At 39.1% G+C, this 21,060-nt stretch carries 25 protein-coding genes and 1 riboswitch; of the genes, 16 read left to right on the top strand and 9 right to left on the bottom strand.

From position 1 onward, the window contains the following. Positions 1-50 precede the first annotated feature (50 nt). The 3 genes from rplY to panD all read left to right on the top strand — a co-directional run bounded on the left by rplY (position 51) and on the right by panD (position 1,474). Positions 51-347 (top strand): 50S ribosomal protein L25, encoded by a 297-nt coding sequence (gene rplY / locus FTT84_RS02585; RefSeq protein ID WP_067764290.1) that lies wholly within the window; start codon positions 51-53, stop codon positions 345-347. A 20-nt stretch (positions 348-367) separates the two neighbouring features. Then, positions 368-943, top strand: a complete 576-nt coding sequence (pth, locus tag FTT84_RS02580; RefSeq protein WP_180079783.1) for an aminoacyl-tRNA hydrolase — start codon at positions 368-370, stop codon at positions 941-943. Positions 944-1,093: 150 nt separating this feature from the next. Next, positions 1,094-1,474, top strand: a complete 381-nt coding sequence (panD, locus tag FTT84_RS02575; RefSeq protein WP_067668515.1) for an aspartate 1-decarboxylase — start codon at positions 1,094-1,096, stop codon at positions 1,472-1,474. A 125-nt stretch (positions 1,475-1,599) separates the two neighbouring features. On the opposite strand, the gene FTT84_RS02570 is transcribed toward panD, so the two are convergent. Both FTT84_RS02570 and FTT84_RS02565 read right to left on the bottom strand, forming a co-directional pair. Beyond that, the gene (locus tag FTT84_RS02570) at positions 1,600-2,208 is read right to left on the bottom strand and encodes a GDYXXLXY domain-containing protein (protein WP_180079829.1); all 609 of its coding nucleotides are present in this window, start codon (positions 2,206-2,208) and stop codon (positions 1,600-1,602) included. Between the two features lie 11 nt (positions 2,209-2,219). Beyond that, positions 2,220-4,061: a DUF2157 domain-containing protein gene (locus FTT84_RS02565; RefSeq protein ID WP_180079785.1), complete on the bottom strand. Its 1,842-nt coding sequence runs from the start codon at positions 4,059-4,061 to the stop codon at positions 2,220-2,222. 169 nt (positions 4,062-4,230) lie between these two features. Further along, positions 4,231-4,384: riboswitch (FMN riboswitch) on the top strand. Between the two features lie 103 nt (positions 4,385-4,487). Between FTT84_RS02565 and ribB the strand changes: the two genes are divergently transcribed. Further along, on the top strand, positions 4,488-5,147 hold the full coding sequence (ribB, locus tag FTT84_RS02560) for a 3,4-dihydroxy-2-butanone-4-phosphate synthase (RefSeq protein ID WP_067764297.1): 660 nt from the start codon (positions 4,488-4,490) through the stop codon (positions 5,145-5,147). A gap of 59 nt (positions 5,148-5,206) precedes the next feature. Here the strand turns inward: ribB and FTT84_RS02555 are convergent, their stop codons facing one another. Together FTT84_RS02555 and FTT84_RS02550 are read right to left on the bottom strand one after the other, a co-directional pair. After that, positions 5,207-5,821, bottom strand: a complete 615-nt coding sequence (locus tag FTT84_RS02555) for a LysE family translocator (RefSeq protein WP_180079787.1) — start codon at positions 5,819-5,821, stop codon at positions 5,207-5,209. 62 nt (positions 5,822-5,883) lie between these two features. Beyond that, positions 5,884-6,372, bottom strand: coding sequence for a DUF1289 domain-containing protein (locus FTT84_RS02550; protein WP_180079789.1), 489 nt, complete (start codon positions 6,370-6,372; stop codon positions 5,884-5,886). A 189-nt stretch (positions 6,373-6,561) separates the two neighbouring features. Here FTT84_RS02550 and FTT84_RS02545 point away from each other — a divergent pair, with 189 nt between their 5' ends. From FTT84_RS02545 to FTT84_RS02525, 5 genes are all read left to right on the top strand, one after another. After that, a complete protein-coding gene (locus FTT84_RS02545) occupies positions 6,562-7,494 on the top strand; it encodes a rhodanese-related sulfurtransferase (protein ID WP_180058073.1) in 933 nt (310 codons plus the stop codon). Positions 7,495-7,778: 284 nt separating this feature from the next. Beyond that, positions 7,779-7,976 carry a hypothetical protein gene (locus tag FTT84_RS02540; protein WP_180079791.1) on the top strand — a complete coding sequence of 66 codons (198 nt, stop codon included), beginning with the start codon at positions 7,779-7,781 and terminating at the stop codon, positions 7,974-7,976. A gap of 296 nt (positions 7,977-8,272) precedes the next feature. Continuing rightward, positions 8,273-8,884, top strand: coding sequence for a DedA family protein (locus tag FTT84_RS02535; protein WP_180079794.1), 612 nt, complete (start codon positions 8,273-8,275; stop codon positions 8,882-8,884). 23 nt (positions 8,885-8,907) lie between these two features. Beyond that, the gene (locus FTT84_RS02530) at positions 8,908-9,318 is read left to right on the top strand and encodes an ABZJ_00895 family protein (protein ID WP_067764315.1); all 411 of its coding nucleotides are present in this window, start codon (positions 8,908-8,910) and stop codon (positions 9,316-9,318) included. A gap of 117 nt (positions 9,319-9,435) precedes the next feature. After that, the gene (locus tag FTT84_RS02525; RefSeq protein ID WP_180058067.1) at positions 9,436-9,852 is read left to right on the top strand and encodes an ABZJ_00895 family protein; all 417 of its coding nucleotides are present in this window, start codon (positions 9,436-9,438) and stop codon (positions 9,850-9,852) included. 94 nt (positions 9,853-9,946) lie between these two features. Here the strand turns inward: FTT84_RS02525 and FTT84_RS02520 are convergent, their stop codons facing one another. Next, positions 9,947-10,471 carry a YecA family protein gene (locus FTT84_RS02520; protein ID WP_067764321.1) on the bottom strand — a complete coding sequence of 175 codons (525 nt, stop codon included), beginning with the start codon at positions 10,469-10,471 and terminating at the stop codon, positions 9,947-9,949. Between the two features lie 66 nt (positions 10,472-10,537). Next, positions 10,538-10,747 (bottom strand): PA3496 family putative envelope integrity protein, encoded by a 210-nt coding sequence (locus FTT84_RS02515; protein WP_067764324.1) that lies wholly within the window; start codon positions 10,745-10,747, stop codon positions 10,538-10,540. 404 nt (positions 10,748-11,151) lie between these two features. On the opposite strand from FTT84_RS02515, the gene rpoD reads away from it, so the two are divergent. The 6 genes from rpoD (at position 11,152) to FTT84_RS02485 (ending at position 17,731) form a co-directional block, all read left to right on the top strand. Beyond that, positions 11,152-13,059, top strand: a complete 1,908-nt coding sequence (gene rpoD, locus FTT84_RS02510) for an RNA polymerase sigma factor RpoD (protein WP_067764327.1) — start codon at positions 11,152-11,154, stop codon at positions 13,057-13,059. A gap of 125 nt (positions 13,060-13,184) precedes the next feature. Beyond that, positions 13,185-13,472, top strand: coding sequence for a YbeD family protein (locus FTT84_RS02505; protein ID WP_067765004.1), 288 nt, complete (start codon positions 13,185-13,187; stop codon positions 13,470-13,472). A 142-nt stretch (positions 13,473-13,614) separates the two neighbouring features. Beyond that, entirely contained in the window at positions 13,615-14,274 is a 660-nt protein-coding gene (gene lipB / locus FTT84_RS02500) for a lipoyl(octanoyl) transferase LipB (protein WP_067764330.1), read from the top strand. Between the two features lie 74 nt (positions 14,275-14,348). Further along, positions 14,349-14,882 carry a hypothetical protein gene (locus FTT84_RS02495; protein ID WP_067764333.1) on the top strand — a complete coding sequence of 178 codons (534 nt, stop codon included), beginning with the start codon at positions 14,349-14,351 and terminating at the stop codon, positions 14,880-14,882. Positions 14,883-14,885: 3 nt separating this feature from the next. Then, complete coding sequence (locus tag FTT84_RS02490; protein WP_180058063.1) at positions 14,886-16,070, top strand: iron-containing alcohol dehydrogenase; 1,185 nt, start codon at positions 14,886-14,888, stop codon at positions 16,068-16,070. Positions 16,071-16,336: 266 nt separating this feature from the next. Then, positions 16,337-17,731 carry an APC family permease gene (locus FTT84_RS02485; protein ID WP_067764338.1) on the top strand — a complete coding sequence of 465 codons (1,395 nt, stop codon included), beginning with the start codon at positions 16,337-16,339 and terminating at the stop codon, positions 17,729-17,731. A 64-nt stretch (positions 17,732-17,795) separates the two neighbouring features. Here the strand turns inward: FTT84_RS02485 and FTT84_RS02480 are convergent, their stop codons facing one another. From FTT84_RS02480 to FTT84_RS02470, 3 genes are all read right to left on the bottom strand, one after another. Next, positions 17,796-18,434: a hypothetical protein gene (locus tag FTT84_RS02480; protein WP_180079796.1), complete on the bottom strand. Its 639-nt coding sequence runs from the start codon at positions 18,432-18,434 to the stop codon at positions 17,796-17,798. Then, positions 18,412-19,224, bottom strand: a complete 813-nt coding sequence (locus tag FTT84_RS02475) for a DUF6502 family protein (RefSeq protein ID WP_180058059.1) — start codon at positions 19,222-19,224, stop codon at positions 18,412-18,414. Before FTT84_RS02475 ends, FTT84_RS02480 begins: the two co-directional genes overlap by 23 nt. Positions 19,225-19,290: 66 nt before the next feature. After that, positions 19,291-20,487 (bottom strand): cupin-like domain-containing protein, encoded by a 1,197-nt coding sequence (locus FTT84_RS02470; RefSeq protein WP_067764347.1) that lies wholly within the window; start codon positions 20,485-20,487, stop codon positions 19,291-19,293. A 148-nt stretch (positions 20,488-20,635) separates the two neighbouring features. On the opposite strand from FTT84_RS02470, the gene FTT84_RS02465 reads away from it, so the two are divergent. After that, the gene (locus tag FTT84_RS02465) at positions 20,636-21,031 is read left to right on the top strand and encodes a hypothetical protein (RefSeq protein WP_067764350.1); all 396 of its coding nucleotides are present in this window, start codon (positions 20,636-20,638) and stop codon (positions 21,029-21,031) included. The last annotated feature ends 29 nt before the right edge of the window (positions 21,032-21,060 follow it).

Below are 21,060 nucleotides of genomic sequence, written 5' to 3'. Positions count from 1 at the left end.
CTAGACTGGTCGCAAGTCTAGTCATTTAAACTTAAAATAGGATGTCTATCATGGCAAACTTCGTATTAAACGCAGCAGCACGTGAAGAAGCAGTACAAGGGAAAGGTGCGAGCCGCCGCCTTCGTCTTCAAGCTAAAGTTCCAGCAATCATCTATGGTGGCGAAGCAGCTCCTGTAACAGTAACTTTAGAACTACGCGAGCTTGTTAAAGCTTTAGAAAACAATGCATTCTTCGAAGAAGTTGTTGAAATCAACATCGACGGTAAAGTTGAAAGCGTTAAAATCCAAGCGTTACAACGTCACCCAGCTAAAAACACTCCAATGCACGCTGACTTTGTTCGCGCATAAGTGTTAAATGGTGTAAATGAGTGAGTAAACTTTCACTGATTGTTGGTTTGGGTAACCCAGGTTCTGAGTACGCCCAAACCCGCCATAATGCAGGCTTCTGGTTTGTTGAACGCCTTGCAGATCAATATGGCATTTCCCTCAAAGCAGACCCAAAATTCAACGGAATTAGCGGTCGCGGTAATATTGAAGGTCAAGACGTTCGTCTGCTATTACCTACAACCTTTATGAACCTTGTCGGTAAAAGTGTTGTTCCCTTCGCTAAATTCTATCAAATTGCTCCTGAAGCGATGCTCATTGCACATGATGAACTTGATATGAATCCCGGTGTCATTCGCCTAAAAACAGGTGGTGGTCACGGCGGTCATAATGGTTTACGTGATATCGTCCCGCATACAGGTCCTAATTTCCATCGTTTACGTATTGGTATTGGTCATCCTGGTTCAAAAGAACGTGTATCTGGCCATGTGTTGGGTAAAGCACCGAGTAGTGAACAAGGTTTAATGGACGATGCGATCGCACATGCATTATCACGCACGAAGTTGCTGGTAACAGGTGAGATTCAGCAAGCCATGAACCAAATCAATGCTTACAAATAGAACTGACTAATCCACAAATTGTTGAACAATGCTTATTGCCATCTTGTTCATTTCAGAGCAAAATGCGCTTGCATTTGACTGCTTATCCAGCATTCATAGATTGTTCCACCATAAGATCACAATCTTAGGTCCACTAAGGAGACGCTAGCCATGCTATCTCGTTTATTAAAAGCTAAAATCCACCGTTGTGTCGTTACACAAGCAGAATTACATTATGAAGGTTCTTGTGCGATTGACGGTATTCTCCTAGATTTAGCCGGTATCCGCGAATATGAAGAAATTCATATGTGGAACGTGACTAATGGTAAGCGTTTTACGACTTATGCAATTCGTGGTGAAGAAGGTTCAGGCATCATTTCTGTTAATGGTGGCGCTGCACTGCAAGCTGATGTTGGTGACTTAATGATTATTGCGACTTTTGGTGATTTCACTGAAGCGGAAGCAAATGCACATAAACCTCGTTTAGTCTATGCAAATCCAAATAATACTGTGAATCACACTGCAAACTGCATTCCAGTTCAAGTTGCATAAACAGATTTAAAGATTTAAAAATTTAAAAAAGCCTGCCGATTTGCAGGCTTTTTTTATGGCTAGAAAAATTGGCTTTTATTCGTTTAAATCAGTAGCCAATACCTTTTTGCTAAAATAATTTTTAATCAATTTACCAATGTCGCTTTCGATCCTTTCCACCACGCTTGTTTTTGTTCACAGTCAAATGCATGTAAATTTTCTCCCACTAAGCCCACCAATAAAGGCTGACCATTTTTTTTCACTTTAAGTGCCGCATATTGAGCATCGCGATAACATGCCTCCAATCCTTCAGCAAATAAATAACTTCGTGCTGCTGGATATAGCCCATCAAAAGTATTTTCAGAATTTTTGAGTATGAGCTTTGTCGATGAATTTGGATACATCGTTAATAAGTCTGGATTAAAACTAGTACGAATGACACGATGCTGCGCATCGAGCAGCACATAGCTCAATATACTTGGTTGATCAATAAAATATTCACGTTCTAAATTTTCAGTTGTTCTATCTTGAGCAATCTGCACATCTGTTGATGTTGCTTGAGGTGGTTTGCCTCCAAAATACAAATCGTAGTTTAGCGCCATATAATCCCCTTGAATCAATGAACGCGGATCGACCGGTTGGAGTTTCACATAAATATGATCACTATGAGCCAAATGCCACTCATGTCGTGCAATCATCAGTCCAAATAGAATAATACTGAGAGTGGCTAAAACAAGTGGAAGCATTTTTTGCATGGGCATTTTCATTATGCTCCTCCTACTTGCTTTACATTTACCTTTGACAGTACCCATGTGATACCTAGCAGCAATACACCTGATAGCAGAATGGTGAGACTTTTTAATAAAAAACTGAGCCCTAAGTTGTAATACAGCATCCATAAACTAAAAATGAACAACACAATGCTTAGCGTTTTGACTAATGTTTGTTGATAAACCTGTGCCCAAGATATGAGAACCAATAATAAGAAAATTTCAAAGTAGCCCAGCGCAATGAGCACCATACCCAATAACAATAAAAGCCATTTTTCTCCCCCCAGATACTTTTGATCATATGTGATGTATAGGCAGAGCCAAATTACAGGTAAGATATAAACAATAAATAGGTAAGCAACACGATTATGTGATTGTTCAAAATAAAGAAAATTATTTGACAAGGTCTGCAACACGACACTCGCCAAGACAATAAATAACATCCATAACACAACGGTTTTGCGATACATTGATTGCAGCCAATATGCTGCAGTTATGAGCAAGATAATCAGTAGCAGATGGTTTAAACCTGTTACAGCTAAAAAGAGGTTTTTTTCAGCCTGGATCATATCGCCAAAGCCAATGGTTGCAACAGCGAGACCATATCCTGCAATCAGTTGAATGAGTGCAATAAACCAATGCACACGACTCGATAGACACAGTAAAATAAATCCAATTTGCAGGATGAAAATAAAGGCAATGCTCTGCGTCAGCATCTCTGTATGAATTAATACAGCAGACTGTCCACACACCCATAAACAATATGCAAATTGGCGACTAAAAATACTTTGCGCACGTCGAATAAGCCACCAAGCTATAGTAATGAAGATCAAACCCATTACAATGGAAAATGCTTTCCAATAAGTCAGTAATAGACTTGATAAAATAATACCTGCGAGCCATGCGCCAACCGCTAATGGAATAACAGCAAATTTCGTTTGTGGTAGAAGCTTCATCAACGCTAAACTAATTACGGCAAACCAAGCAAAAATAAGAAAAGCCAAAACCAGTATTCCAACAATCGAATCCGACAAAATATGTTCAGCCCATTGGAATATCAAAATACTAAAACTGGCTGCCAAACCTGCGGCTTGTAAACTGGTTTCTAATGCGCGATGTTGCAGATAAAAATAGAGGATCAGATAAATCGGTAGCACGATTGAAAGCAGCAAATACTGCCATTGATATTGTTCAACACCATTGCCGCAAAATAGAAACATGCTATACATCGACATTACTGTGACAAATGCAATAAATAGAAAGCGCAATGCTGAATAATATTTCAAACTGAACGTAAGAAAGAACGCCGTCAAAACATTCATACACAGCAAATACAATAATGAATGTTCTGACATTAAAAAGCTTTGTTTAAAATACAAAAATAAAGCTAATTGACTGACGATACACAGCAGCGCAAAAACACCTATATTGGGTCGATAGAGCCAAGGCAAAAGTAGCAATGCCCAAACCAAAAACAGCAAATAACTATCCGCACCTGTTTGATAGACCTGTCCAATCACAGCGAGACTTAAGCCAAGGAATAACCCGCTCAAAGCATCAAGACTTTGCCGTATCCATGTATGTTTAGTTAAATACACACTCGCAGCAGCGCTTAAAACCAGTAGTAAGATGGGTATCGCCAATTGAATGAATTTTGGCAGCATCAACCAATTTGCCGCAACTAAATACAGAAAACTCGCAGCAATCAACGCTAGACCAATCACTTGCAAATACTGAATAACCTGTACGTGTCGGAACAACCGCGTAGAGAATTCATGTTTAGGTTTAGAACTGTGCAGATTTAAATTTTGCTGCTGAGCATTATTGTGTGCAGTCATTTTTTATCATTATGAAATCACTGTTGATTTATCGGGAAGATAACATGCTTTGCTGCAGTTAATGAAAATGCTTACAAATCCAATCATTGAATTTATTTATCTAAAATTTTGCAAAGGATTCGGAGTATTAACACCCTATTCAGCCTAGAACAGGTCTATAATCATTTCACATCGCTTCAGGGCGGGGTGTAATTCCCCACCGGTGGTAAATTTGATTGATATATGCCAAATCAAAAAGCCCACGAGCGGATCATTTCATTATGATTCGCAGATCAGGTGCAAAACCTGAGCCGACGGTATAGTCCGGATGAAAGAAGACGACGTCACATCTCTATATCATTGATCATTTTCAATATATATCGTAACGCCACTATTTCACATGTCCTGAAATGTTCAATCGTATCTAATATTTACGCGAGCGTTTCAATGTCTAGTTTAATTCAACCCGAAATTTTCTTTTCTGCCCTTCCACCCGCAGAGCAACGTATGTTGCAAGCCTTAGAAGATATCCGTCAAGGCAAACCTGTACTTGTGATGGATGACTTTGACCGTGAAAACGAAGCCGACCTGATTGTGGCAGCTGAAACCCTCACCGTTGAAACCATGGCACGTATGATCCGTGATGGTTCTGGCATTGTATGCCTTTGCTTAACCGACGCCCATGCCAATCATCTAGCATTACCACCAATGGTGACTGACAATTCAAGCCAATTCAAAACTGCATTTACAGTAACAATTGAAGCAGCTGAAGGTGTAACAACAGGGGTCTCAGCGAAAGATCGCACCACAACGATTAAAGCTGCAATTAAAGACGGTGTCGTTGCAAGTGACCTAAATCGCCCTGGTCATGTATTTCCTCTTCGAGCTCGTGAAGGTGGCGTGTTGACGCGTCGTGGTCACACCGAAGGCACAATTGATTTAGCCCGTTTAGCCGGCTTAAAACCTGCTGGCGTACTCTGTGAATTAACCAATCCGGACGGAACCATGGCGAATGGTATTCAAGTTTTGGCTTATGCTCAAACCCATCACCTTACAGTGATCACCATTGAAGAAATTGTGCAGTATCGCTTAAAACATAATATTTAAAATAACCTCAACGGCTACTTAGCAGGTCTATTTAAATAGGCCTGTTCTTCATTTTAAATTTAGAGTTTTAAGGTTGTAAAAATGCCATATAGAGCAACCAATATCAGTATCACACCACAGGCTGCCAAAAGCTTTGAATACAAGCGTGATTTAGACAGCTTTTGAAAAGACAAGTACACCACAGACAACGTCGCGAAATCTAAAACAATCCAAGTCAAGGTCAGCATCGTTAAACTCAGATTCATATCCGGCGTAATATTCACAAACTGTGGGAAAAATGATGCGAAAAAAATAATATCTTTAGGATTGGAAATACCGACCAAAAATCCCTGCTTAAACCCGCCATTCACTGCATGTAAAGGTAGGTCAGCATCCATCGAAGATTTATCAAAGACTTCTTTTAAAATACCGAGTCCAATATAAGCAATATATAGGCAACCGAATATTTTGATCAGACTTAACCACTGTTCATTAATATTTAGCATGCCTTTTAAGATCAGCACCGACAGTAAAATCAACACTAAGGAAGCAAGATTCGTCCCAAATATTGTTTGTAATGCCTTTTTATAACCACCTTGTAAACCTGCACTAGCAACCAACAGCATGACAGGTCCAGGTGTTGCAATCATCACGATGACTGCCACACAATATAAAAAGTACTCCGAATAATTCACGCTGAGATTCCTTCACTTATTTTTTTACATCACGATAAATTTCATACATAAAAAAAGAGGACTTAGTCCTCTTCTTCCATACTATGCAATAAATGCAAACTGATGCCATCTGCCCGTAAAAAGGCCAAATCATAACTGGCAGTCGCAAGTGCCAATACACGGCGCTCAAATTCATCCCATAACGGGCGAACATCTTTATAATGAATGCCTAGACCACTTTCATCGGTAAAATGACGATTTTTTTCGCATAGCTTCAAAGCATGATAAAGTTTGCGACCTTTCGTGGCATCTGGGCGTAAACGCACACGTTTCGACAGCACAAAAGCCTCAACATGTACAACATTCGCCATGGGCAACATTGGAATTAAAATTTGATCAAGTTGAGCATCAAGCCGACGCCAAATAGCGCTATGTTGTTCAGGGGTATAGGTATTCCATCGAATCACTTCATGATTAAATCGACGACAACCACGACAAACTGAATCACCAAATACCGTCGAGCAGCGCCCTGCACACGGGGTTAATGAGGCAATTCGACGATCAATACTCAAAACAAACTCCACAACATCACAAAGACTGCGTAATATGACCAACAGCGCATGACTATACACGCTAAAACCGTTGAATTGAAGCCACGTGAATATCGTATTTTAAAAGCCTGCAAGTCACTCGCAAATTCATGTAATTCACGATAGAATACGCCCCTTAATTTTTCCTGTTTTATTACTTTGGAGTACTCCATGAACGCTACTGTAGAACAGCTTGCACCTGTAGAACAGCAAGCGACCTCTGGTTGGGTTGTTGCCGCACTTTATCAATTCAAAGAAGTTCAAGATCCTGCTGATCTTCAGCAACGTCTTTTAGACTTGGTAAAAACCATCAACCTATGCGGTACTCTAATTGTGGCAGGTGAAGGTATTAACGGAACGGTTGCAGGTGATCGTAAATCCGTTGATGTGATCAAACAATTCCTTCTTGATGAAGGTTTTACGACAATGGAATATAAAGAATCACATAGTGAAGACAAACCATTCCGTAAAATGAAAATCAAATTGAAGAAAGAAATCGTGACTTTGGGCGTGGAAGTTAAGCCTCGCGATTTAGTCGGTCACTATCTTGATCCTAAAGAATGGAATGAACTGATTGCACGTGATGACGTGATTCTAATTGATACACGTAACGACTACGAATACAAAGCAGGTACCTTTAAGGGTGCAATTGACCCGAAAACTGAAACTTTCCGTGAATTCCCTGACTATGTGAAAAAAGAACTTGAGCAGCACAAAGATAAGAAAATTGCGATGTTTTGTACGGGTGGGATTCGTTGTGAAAAATCAACTTCATTGCTTTTGCAAGAAGGCTTCAATGAAGTCTATCACCTCAAAGGCGGCGTACTTAAATACTTAGAAGAAACCCCTGTTGAAGAAAGTATGTGGGAAGGCGAATGTTTCGTATTTGATGGACGTACCGCTGTGACGCACGGTATGGAAGAAGGCGAAAATATTAAATGTCACGCATGTGGTTGGCCACTCCTTCCTGCTGAAGTTGAACTACCAAGCTATGAACACGGCGTTTCATGCAAATACTGTATTGATAAAACATCTGAGCAGCAAAAAGCTGGCTTCCGTATGCGCCAATCACAAATTGTTGCGGCAAAACGTAAACGCCTCTAATTTTTAATTGTAAATTTTTAATAAAAAAGCCCTTTTCTAAGGGCTTTTTTTACGCAAGTTAAACAATTTTAAAATTTCGCGACAATTTCACAGATTCTAGGTATATACCTGCTGATTTAACAATTATAAGCTAATCCTAATCATTAAGTTCGACTAACAAATACAACTAGATACTTGAAAAGGATACTAATATGCCAAAAGTTCTAGATTCAACGGTACTGCCCGCAAGGAGATCACGCAGTGTATCTCCGACCACAATAAATGCCAGCATGAACAAACAAGAAATGAATCATCCAGCACAACTGTTAATTGTCGCTGTAGGTATGTGTATTGGGGCCATTTTCGCCATCAGCATTGCCTACAATCTTCATATACAACCCACACTGTGGCATATCGGATTACTTACCCTTATTCCAGTAAGCATCGCATTACTATTACGCCAAGTGTATATCTACACGCTTATACATATGGAACAAGATTAACGCGTGGGTTTAACAACTCAGTTCACTGTTTTTCAATTCAAGGCGCTTTCAAAACATCAATGCATTCAAAAATAAAACACTTCATTGAAATACTGTGAAGCGCCATATTAGCTCTATGCCTCTAGCACTTCAGTCCTCAAACTAAAAAACAAAATAGCGCATCTAAAAATTAAAATCACTTTTCCATTTTTCGTTTCAGTCTAGTCGTCAAATTATCATTGTGTAAATGCATGAAGCACTTTACCTATTCAGTGATTACACTTAGGATGAATTACCATTTTTAAATCCAGACTGTCATGAACTTAACTGAATGGATTATTTCCATCATGGAACAACTGGGCTACTTCGGCATTGCCCTTCTCATGTTCCTCGATAATATCTTTCCACCAATTCCATCCGAAATTATTATGCCATCCGCAGGTTATGCTGCTTCACAAGGACAGCTAATGATCATTGGTGTGATCATTGCAGGCTGTATTGGTTCTTTGACTGCTGCTGCTTTGCTGTATTGGATTGGTTATAAGTTTAAACATGACAGTATTTTACGTTTTGTCGATCGCTATGGAAAATACCTATTTATCAAATCACAAGACGTAGAAAAGTCCTTAAATTGGTTTGAGCAATATGGACACCGTATTGTATTTTTTGGTCGTATGATTCCTGCTGTCCGCTCCCTCATTAGTATTCCAGCAGGTATGAGTCGCATGCCTTTTTGGAAATTCATGTTTTTTAGTGGATTAGGAACAATTATCTGGACCACATTTCTTGCCTATGTTGGTTTTTATTTTGGGGAAAACCAACAATTGATGCAGCAAATTTTTAGTAAAGTTGGCCACGTCATTATTGCAATTACAGTTATTATCATTGCTTGGATTTTTTACCGTCGCCATCAACGTCGACAGCGTTAATCTGTTTTTCTTTTGGGGTTCGAATGAAACATTATTTATTACATTTTGCGGCAGTTTATAGCATTGCTTTGGTGCTTTTGGTTACAGTTTTAATGTTTGGTTTAAATTTGGGTGGTCTAACACTATTCCCTGCATTGATTGCTTCTGCTTTCATTTCCGCACGTCATTTTGTACAAAAAGAACATCGTCTTGCGACGAGTGATGAAAAAATTCAATTGGTATGGGGCTCAAGTGCCGTAGCAATCATCATTGGCAGTATTTTCGTATTCTTCCTCGTGTTGATAAATCCAAATGCTGAAGCCATTTTGAAAGCAGCTGATCAGGCAGGTTTAGGGCTATCAGCACTGATCATGCTATGTATGATTGCAATTCATGGTGTGATATTCCATATTGCCTATGGCTGGTATGCAACTTATTGTGCAAAAAAATTATAGTCATCGAAACATTCAAAAAATACCATTGCCGAGACTAAGCAAATGCTTTGGATGTTTTAAACTGATCCATGTTGTGTGATTCAATCCTTTTTAATAACGATAAAACGAAGTTTAAAAATGAAAAAATATATCCTGACTTTTACTGCAGCTTATGTGATTACGATGCTGGCTGTTGTTGCCATCGAGTCATTATTTGATTTACCTAGCGGAACATCCATGACCTGTTTAATTGTTGGTGGTTTTAGCGCTGCTGCAAGCTTTGTCAAAGACCGTCAACGTGTTCCTGATGAGACTGAAAAGAAAACTTTAGTTTGGGGCTGTCTACTTGCCTCAATCATCATCAGCATCATTGCGACATTAATTAGTATTGTTGTATTCCCTGAAACATTGGCATTTTTAAAAATGGCTATGACCCAGCTGCCCTCTTGGGTTTGGTTGATTGCGATCGCATTTACACTGCTTATTCACTATTTGATTTTGGCATTATCTTTTGGTTGGATAGCAAAGTACTTTTTACCCAAGACAACAGTATAAATGCTTATTTAACCCATAAAAAAAGCACCTTACGGTGCTTTTTTGAATCATTTGAAACACACTTGCAATGTAATTCAACATTGCACTGCAAACATTATGCTGGTGTGTGATACATCAAATACAACTCGTTCAAGTTAGTTGGAATTTCTTCTGCAAGTTCATCCATTAACTGACCATTACGACGGAAAGATTCCATTTGTGGATCTTCTTCGTCAATGCCACTGAACACCATAATTGGTAAAGTCAGGTCAACAAGTTGCTCTTCAAACTCATCTGTAAACCAAGCATCTTCGTTTAGGAACATAGCATCAACGAAACCAACACTCCAGTCACCAAGACTTGATTCAACATCTGCTTCTTCAATTTCAAACGGAAATTCAATACCGTCTTCATTCGCAAGATTTTGACGTATAGATTCAAGCCATGCTTTTACTTGTGCAATAATTTCAGTAGGAACTTTCTTTTGATTATTATCAAAAAGTTCATCCAACCATTTATCAAAAGTTGGGCCAACTGCAATTGCACACAAAAAACCATGAGTCGCTGCAAAATCTAGACCATGCTCGTTGTCATCGCCGTCTAGATAGTCACTCAAAAGGTCTAAATCTAAAGCACTCATTTCATATCCAGAGTTAGAAACTTAATGCGCTAGCATAGCATTTTCAGGCGCTATGCTAAACGTTAATTAGTCTTCTTCGTCATCAAAATCATCATCGTCGTCGAAGTCATAGTCAAAATCTTTAAGCTCACGCTCAAGACGACGTTGTGTAAGAAGTTCATCGATAAGACGGCGTTTTTCTAGCGATTCTTTCGCTGAAGTTTTCGCACTGGCCTCATCGAAATTCACATCATCATCACCGTAGTTATCATCTAGTTCAAAATCTGTAGAAGACACTGAAACTACCTCATAATGCAAAAAATTGAAGGGGTCTAGCCGCTATTTATATGGGTTATAAAATATTGTCAAGTTTTATTTAAAAAAAACATATTTAAAAGCGAAAAATAGGGCTTTTTTTCTTACTGAAATGTATGGCATGATATAATCCACCCTGCGTCCTTCTGTTTTATGACAGTTTTACAAAACTTTCAAAATAGGCGCGCGTATGGGATGAACTTGAAAACAACAAATTCACCCCCACCTTAAATTACTGAATTTATATTTTTAATATTTTATCAGTCAGCACATTTCGCTGTCAGAACTGATGAAATACTCAAGCTATTCACAAAATTTAAATGAGATGAATCGTGCACTTATGCACGGTTTTTTACTGCCACAGATTCACTGAAGAGTAAGCAAAGATGAGCGATATGACTTCCCCTACTTCTCAAGTAGCGGCGCTGATTAGCCGAGGCAAAGAGCAAGGTTACCTAACTTTCGCCGAGGTTAACGATCATCTCCCAGACTCGATCACAGAAAGCGAACAGATTGAAGACATCATTCAAATGTTGAATGACGTTGGTATTCCTGTGCATGATCGAGCTCCGGAAACTGACGATACAATGTTTGAAGGTGGCAGCGAAGCGACGGATGAAGTTGCTGAAGAAGAAGCTGCTGCTGTACTTGCATCTGTAGAAAATGAACCTGGTCGTACCACTGACCCTGTACGTATGTATATGCGTGAAATGGGGACAGTTGAACTGTTGACTCGTGAAGGCGAGATCAGTATTGCAAAACGTATTGAAGAAGGTATTCGTGACGTTCTTCACTCGATTGCTTACTGGCCAAACGCGGTTGAAGTAGTTTTATCAGAATACAAAGATTATGAAGCGGGCGAACGCCGTCTTGCTGACATTTTGTCTGGTTATCTCGATCCAGAATCAGATGAAGAAATTCCAGAAGTAATCGAAGAAGATGACGCTGATCTTGATGATGAAGATTCAAGCACAACGAAATCGACGAAATCGACGAAATCGACGAAAGATGTCAAATTAGATGACGATGAAGAAGACGAAGAATCTGAAGGTGATGACGATTCTGAAGGCGAATCTGGTCCAGACCCTGAAATTGCAAAAGCACGTTTTACGGAACTTGAAAATGCTTGGATCGTAACTAAAACTGCGATTGAGAAACATGGTCGTAACAGCAAAGAAGCTGCTGCTGCACTTGAAGCTCTTGCAACAGTGTTCATGATGTTCAAATTCACGCCACGTTTATTTGACATTATTTCTGACCTAATTCGTGATACGCATGATCAAATCCGTACTTCTGAACGTGAAGTAATGCGTTATGCAGTACGTCGTGGTCGTATGGATCGTACGCAATTCCGTACTTCTTTCCCTGGTCAAGAGTCAAATCCCGCTTGGTTAGAAGAACAAATTGCCAAAGCTCCTGCGGACATGAAAGGTTACCTTGAAAAAGTTCGTCCTGACGTTTTAGCATTCCAACAAAAAATTGCTGATATTGAAAAAGAATTGGGCCTTGACGTTAAAGGCATCAAAGACATTTCAAAACGTATGTCGATTGGTGAAGCGAAAGCTCGCCGTGCGAAAAAGGAAATGGTTGAAGCCAACTTACGTTTGGTAATTTCGATTGCGAAGAAATACACCAACCGTGGCTTGCAATTCCTTGACTTGATCCAAGAAGGCAACATCGGCTTGATGAAAGCGGTAGACAAGTTTGAATACCGTCGTGGTTATAAATTCTCGACATATGCAACTTGGTGGATTCGTCAGGCGATTACCCGTTCGATTGCTGACCAAGCACGTACTATTCGTATTCCAGTACACATGATTGAAACGATTAACAAAATCAACCGTGTATCTCGTCAATTACTTCAAGAAATGGGCCGCGAACCTACGCCTGAAGAATTAGGCGAACGTCTGGAAATGGATGAAGTTAAAGTTCGTAAAGTACTGAAAATTGCCAAAGAACCGATTTCTATGGAAACGCCAATTGGTGATGATGAAGATTCGCATCTTGGTGACTTCATTGAAGATGGCAACATCACCTCTCCAATTGATGCTGCAACTTCAGAAGGCTTAAAAGAAGCAACACGTGAAGTGCTTGAAAACTTAACTGAACGTGAAGCGAAAGTCTTGAAAATGCGTTTCGGTATCGACATGCCAACGGACCACACTTTAGAAGAAGTTGGTAAACAATTTGATGTAACACGTGAACGTATTCGTCAGATTGAAGCGAAAGCATTGCGTAAATTACGTCATCCTTCACGCTCAGAACATCTGCGTTCATTCCTTGAGAATGACTAACCTATCCATAGGATAATACAGGCTTGAATATGGGGGGAACTCCCCCATAATATGAGCATGTAGAGATAAAACAAAATACCTGCATCTTGCAGGTATTTTTACAAATGAGGTGTCCCATGACTGACATGACAAATCGTATGCCATCACGCGAATTGCAAGAACATCTTTGGGTGTTCCCGATGGACTATCCAATTAAACTGATTGGTCTTGCAGGTGAGGAACTCCGTCAAGCGGTAAATGATATTTTCTTGAAACATTTCCCTGAGTTTGATGGCAGTACCATGACTGTAACGCCTTCACGCACAGGTAAATACCATTCTGTAACTGCTCAGTTGCGTTTTATAGAGCTTGAACAAGTTCACGCAGTTTATGCAGACCTTGCAGCTTGTCCATTAATTAAGACAGCACTGTAAGTACTAAAAAACACGCTTTCGAGCGTGTTTTTTTATGTGAAAATAGAGCATTAAATTACAACTCAAACCGTTCAACGCCCCCATTATTCTGCCAATTCATTATAATAAAACTCTATGTTTGACCATAAAGGACGCAACACGCGTGACTGAGACTGCTCAAAAGCCAGAACTAATTATTCGCCAGTACAATACACTGACTCCCTATGAAGATCGCTTTTTAGAAATGAAAGCGTTGACTGAACAACGTGATGAACACACTGCGGATGAACTCTGGATATTGCAGCATCATGATGTGTTAACTCAAGGTCAGGCAGGCAAACCTGAACACATCCTCATGCACAGTAATATTCCTGTGGTACAAACCGATCGCGGTGGTCAAGTAACGTGGCATGGTCCTGGTCAGTTGGTCGCTTATTTCATGTTTGACTTAAATCGCTTAGGTTGGAACGTGCGTACGCTGGTTTCCTATGCAGAAAACTTGATGATCGAACTGCTGAAAAAGTACGGTATCGACGCTTATGCCAAGCCTGATGCACCTGGTGTTTATGTTGCAGAACGCAAAATTGGTTCACTCGGTTTTAAAATCCGTAAAGGGCGCTCATATCATGGTTTAGCATTAAACATTGACTGTGACTTGTTTGGATTTCATACCATCAACCCATGCGGTTATGCAGGTTTAGAAATGGTACGTATACAAGACTTAGTTCCAGATTATCCAAAATTTGCAAACTTGTGCGTCGATATCATTGATACTTTGAAAAACAGCGGTTACTTTAAAGACGTAACCGTCAAACAACTATAAAGACTTTGCTTTCTAATACAAAATAATTTAGAGTATTTACTCTAAACAGATAATTATAGATAAGGGATGATCGCGTGATTGCAACTAAATCCGTTAAACCCGCCCTCCAACAAGCCTATGTCAAACTCATGATGGATGTAATTGGCAGAGGCTTGGTCATGGCGAGCCAGGTCGATGAAGAAATTAAACAGGAAGTGGCTAAATTTCCTGTGAACTTCATTCTCTCTATGAATGTATTTCCAAATGGTGCTGCATTTGTGGCACAGGTAACTGAAGATCATCAGCTAAAGCTGCTGACACCGGGTAGCCAAAAACCTGATTTAACCATTACCTTTAAACATTTGACCCATGCTTTTTTAGTGTTTTCCTTTCAAGAAAGTACAGCTCAAGCCTTTGCTAATGACCGTATGATTGCAGATGGTGATTTGTCTTATGCGATTCGATTAGTACGTTGTCTTAATAAGATGGAAGCACTTATTTTGCCAAAACTGGTGGCTGAACTTGCAGTTAAAGAATATCCAACACAATTAAGTTTAAAAGAAAAACTCAGTGGTGCTGCAAATATCTATTTGAAAGTAGCCCAATCTTATTTAAAGCGGAGTGCATAACACATGGCTAAACCATATTACGAATTTTTCTGTCCTGTAAAAGTGATTGCTGGCCATGCAGCTTTAGAACACATTCCCTTTGAACTTGCCAGCCTCGGCTCAAAACGCCCGATGATCATTACTGACAAAGGTGTCCGCAGCAATAATTTACTTGCACCCATTGAAGCTGCGTTCGAAAGCACAGATGCTGTGATTGGTTTTATCTTTGATGATGTTCCACCGGACTCTAGTCTAGAAACCGTTCGTAAAGCAGCACAGCTTTATCGCGACAACAACTGTGATGCAATTATTGCCATCGGTGGTGGTTCCGTCATCGATACCTCTAAAGCGACCAATATTTTAGTGTCTGAAGGCGGCGATGACTTATTAAAATATTCAGGTGCGCATAATTTACCAAAGCCATTAAATCCTTTCTTTGTGATACCAACCACATCAGGTACGGGCTCTGAAGTCACAATGGTTGCCGTGGTGTCTGACACTGAAAAGAATGTCAAAATGGCCTTTGCATCTAACTACTTGATGCCACATGCTGCTATTTTAGACCCGCGTATGACACAGACATTACCACCTCATCTTACAGCAATGACAGCAATGGATGCGATGACACATGCGGTTGAAGCCTATACGTGTATGGCGGCAAACCCAATTTCAGATGCCTATGCCACTGCTGCCATCAAAAAGGTTAGCAATAGTTTATTTAGTGTATTAGATAATACAACCGATGCACATGGCCGTTTAGAATTGGCACAAGCATCAACAATGGCAGGAATTGCTTTTTCAAATTCGATGGTTGGTTTAGTCCATTCATTGGGTCATGCTTTAGGTGCTGTTGCTCACCTGCCCCATGGATTATGCATGAACTTATTCTTGCCTTATGTGCTTGAATACAACAAAGAAGTCAATGGCGATAAAATTGCAGAATTATTATTACCTTTAGCTGGCCCAGACATTTATGCGCAAACTCCAGCACATCTTCGTGCAGATAAAGCAATTTCAACGATTTTAACTATGCGTGATCGCCTGTATAGCTTGACCAAATTACCACGTACTTTGAGTGAAACAGGTAAAGTGACTGAAGCACAATTAGACGAAGTGGCCGAAAAGGCACTGAATGATGGTTCTATCATTTACAACCCGAAAGAAGCCAGCTTAGAAGACCTAAAAAGTATTCTAAAAAAAGCTTGGTAATTACTGAAAAATAAGCGAATATAGCGACAAATTTAAGCCTGATGTTTTTTTAAACATCGGGCTTTTCACTTGCAGAAACAAAGAATAGTCAGTTTTTTAACCAAATTGGCATAATTTCTGCTAAAAACAAATTCAAAGTTACTGACAAAATGTTCCATTTACAGTAGATTGGCACACTTTTGTTTTAAAACGTAGGGGGGATCGTTCGTCTCAAACGATCCTTAGAACATGACTGATCCTTGATCAACGATAAGAGGATAACGCCGTTGACAAATTTTTCTGGGACTCAATCGGCAGCTAAACTGCAAAAAACGCTTGGACTCTGGCACATTATTATTATCGGTTTGGCTTACATCCAACCAATGACTCTATTTGATACTTTTGGTTTAGTATCTGAAGAAAGTCATAGACATGTGCCGACTTCTTACATTATTGCCCTTATTGCAATTCTGTTTACCTCGATTAGTTATGGTCATATGATCCGTCGCTACCCTTCTTCGGGTTCTGCGTATACCTATGCCCAAAAATCTATTCACCCGAACGTAGGTTTCATGGTGGGTTGGTCTTCTTGGTTAGACTACCTATTATCTCCAATGGTAAATATCATTCTTGCAGTGATTTATCTTGAAGCCTTATTCCCAGAAGTTAACCATTGGGTTTGGGTAATTGTACTGACAGCATTCATGACAGGAATCAACCTGCGTGGTGCTAAATTCGTTGCAAACTTCAATGGTTTGATCGTATTCGTACAATTAGGTGTTATTGCTTACTTTACTTGGATGGTATACAGCCTATTGGCTGGCGGTGTAAATGCCGACGGTACATTGGTTAATGCGCAATACCAATTATGGAGTTTAGAACCATTCTGGAATGAATTAACCAGCGTAGGTGCATTAATTACAGGTGCAACCTTACTCTGCTTCTCATTTACAGGTTTTGACTCATTAAGTTCACTAGCTGAAGAAACTAAAGATACTGAGAAGACTTTACCTAAGGCAATTTTCTTAACTGCCTTAATTGCAGGTGTGATCTTTATCATCAGTACTTACTTCATGCAAATCTATTTCCCGAACGATCCAAAAACATACTTTGAAGATGTTGCTGCAACGCAACCTGACATTCTTCAAGCAGTTGGTGGTGTAGCATTTAAGACTGTTGTACTTTACTTTGCAATTGTAACTGTAATGGCATCGGGTATTTCTGCTCATGCGGGTGTATCACGTTTAATGTACGTTATGGGCCGTGATGGTGTTATTAATAAGAAAATCTTCGGTCATATTAGCCCGAAAAATTTCACCCCGTCTTATAACATCATGATCGTTGGTGCTGTTGCATTAACTGCAGGCTTCATGGATCTTGATATCGTTATTTCGATGATCAGTTTCGGTGCTTTGACTGCATTTACATTCGTTAACTTGTCTGTAATTTCACGATATGCGCTGCGTGATGGTCGCACCAAAAATGCCAAAGATATCTTTAGCTTCGTAGTTATTCCACTACTTGGTTTTATCAGTATCTTTGCAATGTGGTTGGAAATTGAAGAAACTGCTTTGAAATACGGTTTATGGTGGGCAATGTTTGGTATTTTATACCTTGGTTATAAAACCAAAGGTTTTAAACACCCTGCGCCGCAACATAACGAATTTGATGATAAATTCTAATCAAGTTTATCTCTAAACAAAAAAGGCGCTTTAAGCGCCTTTTTTGTTATTCTAAATATACCAATTAAGGTTGTATGGCTTTTCTAGATTGCTGAAATTGAATTGAAATTTCTTCACACTTGTCTGGTGTATTGCCTTTTAATTCAACCGATGCTCCATCACCGTGTGACCATATACCATCTTCAACAGTCTCTAAATTTACAGCTGCTTCAAATATATGCTGTTGTTGTGGATAGAGTTTGATATCTATAGGTGTATCACATACTTGTTTTGGAAAATATGGTCTAACCTGCTCGAATAATTGCATGGTTAATGGCATATCACATTGCAAATGAATGGTGACTGGTACGCTATTGGTATTTTTTAAGATCAATTGAACATTTTGCGAATTAAGATCCGCTTGGGCAGCAGGTATTTCTACATACGTTTTTGTGTCAATCGACTGACGATCAAATGGATTGAGGAAGGCTAATTTACGTTCCACGCCATAACAAGAATCCTGCACGGAAGCTGAAAACTCTAAATATCGTGTCCCCAAGATAATTGTTCCGCGGCCTTCCCCTGCATGACCGATATCAATGATTGGATCACCTGTACCTTCAATTGAAACCCCGCCACTGCGAAAAAACTCTATGTCACAACCCGCTAAAACGCTGATCAAGCCACAAAGGGTTAAAGTCTTAAAGTTTAATTTTCGTATCATGTTGATAAACTCCAAAGCGAAATACACGATTTGCTTCAGGATTTCCCTCATCCATTTCGCAACGCTCCGCGGCAAGTTTGAAAAGTTGTAGTGAGTATTTTTGCCAAAGCTCTAAACTCATTTCATGTAATTTATTAATCGATTCTTCTGTTAATTCGTCAGCACAAATGGCTTGTTCTAAGTATGGCATTTCATCAGGATTCAATAAATTATGCAAACCTGCTTCTAAATGCGCTTGAACGTTTCGAGTTAAAATTTTGCGTGCTTCTAATTGTGAAGGATCTGGAATAAAACGACGCTGTTGTAAATATACCTGCCCATCTTTTTCTGTCGCAATTTCAAGCCTTATAAGCTCGTTGAGTACTGAACGCGGATGACGTTCTGTTGAAATTCTTTTCACCAGCATTTCAAAGCTATTTTCTGACTCACTGCTAAATGGTAAACAATCCCCCCAACCTTCTGCTAACCATAAACCAATCACACGCGATGGCACACTAATCGGTTCAGACACAGTTGCATCTTTCAGCGCTTTACCTTCGGAAATCACTTCTTTATAAGCCGTGACATCTTTACGATGCAGCCCTGAAAGTAAACTAATTGCTGATATTGTTGGTTTTTGATCAATACGCTCAAGTTCATGCACAGCTTGTTGAAAAAATATAGGCTTCAATGCAGCAGTAAACTCAGTATATCCAACACCTGATCGTATCAACCATTGGCTCAACTCATTCATCAGCACCAATACTTGCTGTAAATTTTGATCTGCCTCATTGGTGAGAAGTTTGCTCATTAAATTGCCATGAAAATTAGACTGCATAAGTGAAATTTTCGCATTATTTGTTCTACTGCACAATTTTTATCTGATGAGATCTTGAGGGTATTCAGTAAAAAAATCATTCTTTACATTAAAGTGCGTAAATGACACGCTGATCGATATATCCAAACTTTCAACGCTATGCCACCACCCAATCGGTATAAATAAGGTTTCTCCTGGATGCACTGTACACTCAATAGGTGTGACCTTTTTCAACGATGGATATTGAAAAAAATCAGCCTTTTTTAAATCTGTAATTTCACTAAATACCCACTGATCGTTATACATATATGGCATTTGCCAAGCAGGAATTAAGGTCACTTTCTTACGACCATAGATTTGTGCCAACAAATTATTGGTTAAGTCATAATGCAGTGGCGTAAATGTGCCTGCTGGCCCAAACCAAAGAAAATGTCGATCTGTTTGTACAGTTTGACTATAGCCTGTTGAAAAGTCAGCGAGATCATCTTTCAATTTCAACATGAAATCTTTATTTTGAGCTGCATTATTTGCCGTCAAATAAATATCATTTGTCTGTTCAGACAATTTTATTTTTTCAACAAAATCTTGCATCAAAATAATCCGCTTAAGTTGTACCGACTTTTTTTCAAAGTCTTGATGTCGTGTTCTGTCCATCTGAACTTCTACAAGTTCATTTTTGAAAGTTTGTGAAAAATAGTCAGGTGACCATTTACTCAGTGCTGGCCAATGATCTATACCACCTTGTAAGATTACAGGTTGCATTTGGCTATAAAAATCTTGAATAAATGTTTTGAAATTTGGTGTTTCGATACGCTCGATATGATTTGTGGTTGTTGCGTTCAATGTTTTAAGTTGTCCTATTACACTCAACAACCAACGCTCTTTGTTTTGTTGCTGTGTTACTTTTTTCAATCTTTTAAAAATAACGTTATTGTTTATTTGCTTTAAAAAATGAATGATCAAATGATTTGAAATATTTTCTTGCTTATTTTTTTCTAATATTTCTGCAGTATTTAAACCATTCAAGCAGTCATCTAATAATACATTTTGCAGATGCACTGGTAATTGCTCTATTGGAGCAAAAGTATCTGTATAGCTAACTGGACTAAATCCATGTGCTTGTAAAATTTCACTTATTTTTTCTGTATCACAACCGTTATCAATGTTTTCAGTCAACCAGTCTTGCCATTCCGTTGGTAAAGATTGATACCAAATTTGACTATGCTGAATATTCTTATACTGGCTTTCTAAGTTCATCTCACTATCTCCACCCTCTTTACAACTGAAGTATAAATGATCTATTTTAAAAATGCTAAATTTTCGCATTTTAAAATTATTTAAACACAGTGGATGTTATCAGCCCCTATAAAAATAGCGCTAGATAACTCAACAAAGGAGAAAGTTAATGAAAATTAGTTACTTAATACTAGCAAGTAGTCTCTCTTTGATTTGCATTCAGACTAATGCTGGCTTTGCAGATACCATGCGTGATTTACGCAGCACCCTGAGCCAATTTAATGAAACTTCAAAAGAGGTTTCAAATACAGCCCGTGAATGGACAGGTAGTCGAACGAATAACACGTCAAATTATACAAATTCTAGTTTCACCGTAGGCCAACAACTTCGCCCGAAAATAAATAATCTTCCGCTTTATCAAAGTGCCGATAAATCTGGGGTAGTTTTGAACAAACTGTCAAAAAGTGCGGATATTATTTTTGCTGGGAATGCGACCAAAACTGGTCTAATCGAAGTCACTACAGAATACGGCAATGGCTGGATTGAATCTCACCTTGTGCAATAAATCATTTCTGAAAAAAAGCAAACATCAAA

This window comes from Acinetobacter sp. YH01019, from assembly GCF_013420285.1.
GTDB lineage: Bacteria > Pseudomonadota > Gammaproteobacteria > Pseudomonadales > Moraxellaceae > Acinetobacter > Acinetobacter gandensis.
The sequence above is the reverse complement of the archived record's forward strand: the minus strand, read 5'-3'. Positions and strand labels throughout refer to the sequence as shown.

What these genes read in the sequence shown, in the direction of transcription:
- rplY (WP_067764290.1), top strand. Translation starts at nt 51, where the DNA reads ATGGCAAACTTCGTATTAAACGCAGCAGCACGTGAAGAAGCAGTACAA.
- panD (WP_067668515.1), top strand. Translation starts at nt 1,094, where the DNA reads ATGCTATCTCGTTTATTAAAAGCTAAAATCCACCGTTGTGTCGTTACA.
- FTT84_RS02570 (WP_180079829.1), bottom strand. Translation starts at nt 2,208, where the DNA reads ATGCAAAAAATGCTTCCACTTGTTTTAGCCACTCTCAGTATTATTCTA.
- FTT84_RS02565 (WP_180079785.1), bottom strand. Translation starts at nt 4,061, where the DNA reads ATGACTGCACACAATAATGCTCAGCAGCAAAATTTAAATCTGCACAGT.
- ribB (WP_067764297.1), top strand. Translation starts at nt 4,488, where the DNA reads ATGTCTAGTTTAATTCAACCCGAAATTTTCTTTTCTGCCCTTCCACCC.
- FTT84_RS02545 (WP_180058073.1), top strand. Translation starts at nt 6,562, where the DNA reads ATGAACGCTACTGTAGAACAGCTTGCACCTGTAGAACAGCAAGCGACC.
- FTT84_RS02540 (WP_180079791.1), top strand. Translation starts at nt 7,779, where the DNA reads ATGAATCATCCAGCACAACTGTTAATTGTCGCTGTAGGTATGTGTATT.
- FTT84_RS02535 (WP_180079794.1), top strand. Translation starts at nt 8,273, where the DNA reads ATGAACTTAACTGAATGGATTATTTCCATCATGGAACAACTGGGCTAC.
- FTT84_RS02530 (WP_067764315.1), top strand. Translation starts at nt 8,908, where the DNA reads ATGAAACATTATTTATTACATTTTGCGGCAGTTTATAGCATTGCTTTG.
- FTT84_RS02525 (WP_180058067.1), top strand. Translation starts at nt 9,436, where the DNA reads ATGAAAAAATATATCCTGACTTTTACTGCAGCTTATGTGATTACGATG.
- FTT84_RS02520 (WP_067764321.1), bottom strand. Translation starts at nt 10,471, where the DNA reads ATGAGTGCTTTAGATTTAGACCTTTTGAGTGACTATCTAGACGGCGAT.
- rpoD (WP_067764327.1), top strand. Translation starts at nt 11,152, where the DNA reads ATGAGCGATATGACTTCCCCTACTTCTCAAGTAGCGGCGCTGATTAGC.
- FTT84_RS02505 (WP_067765004.1), top strand. Translation starts at nt 13,185, where the DNA reads ATGACAAATCGTATGCCATCACGCGAATTGCAAGAACATCTTTGGGTG.
- FTT84_RS02490 (WP_180058063.1), top strand. Translation starts at nt 14,886, where the DNA reads ATGGCTAAACCATATTACGAATTTTTCTGTCCTGTAAAAGTGATTGCT.
- FTT84_RS02480 (WP_180079796.1), bottom strand. Translation starts at nt 18,434, where the DNA reads ATGATACGAAAATTAAACTTTAAGACTTTAACCCTTTGTGGCTTGATC.
- FTT84_RS02475 (WP_180058059.1), bottom strand. Translation starts at nt 19,224, where the DNA reads ATGAGCAAACTTCTCACCAATGAGGCAGATCAAAATTTACAGCAAGTA.
- FTT84_RS02470 (WP_067764347.1), bottom strand. Translation starts at nt 20,487, where the DNA reads ATGAACTTAGAAAGCCAGTATAAGAATATTCAGCATAGTCAAATTTGG.
- FTT84_RS02465 (WP_067764350.1), top strand. Translation starts at nt 20,636, where the DNA reads ATGAAAATTAGTTACTTAATACTAGCAAGTAGTCTCTCTTTGATTTGC.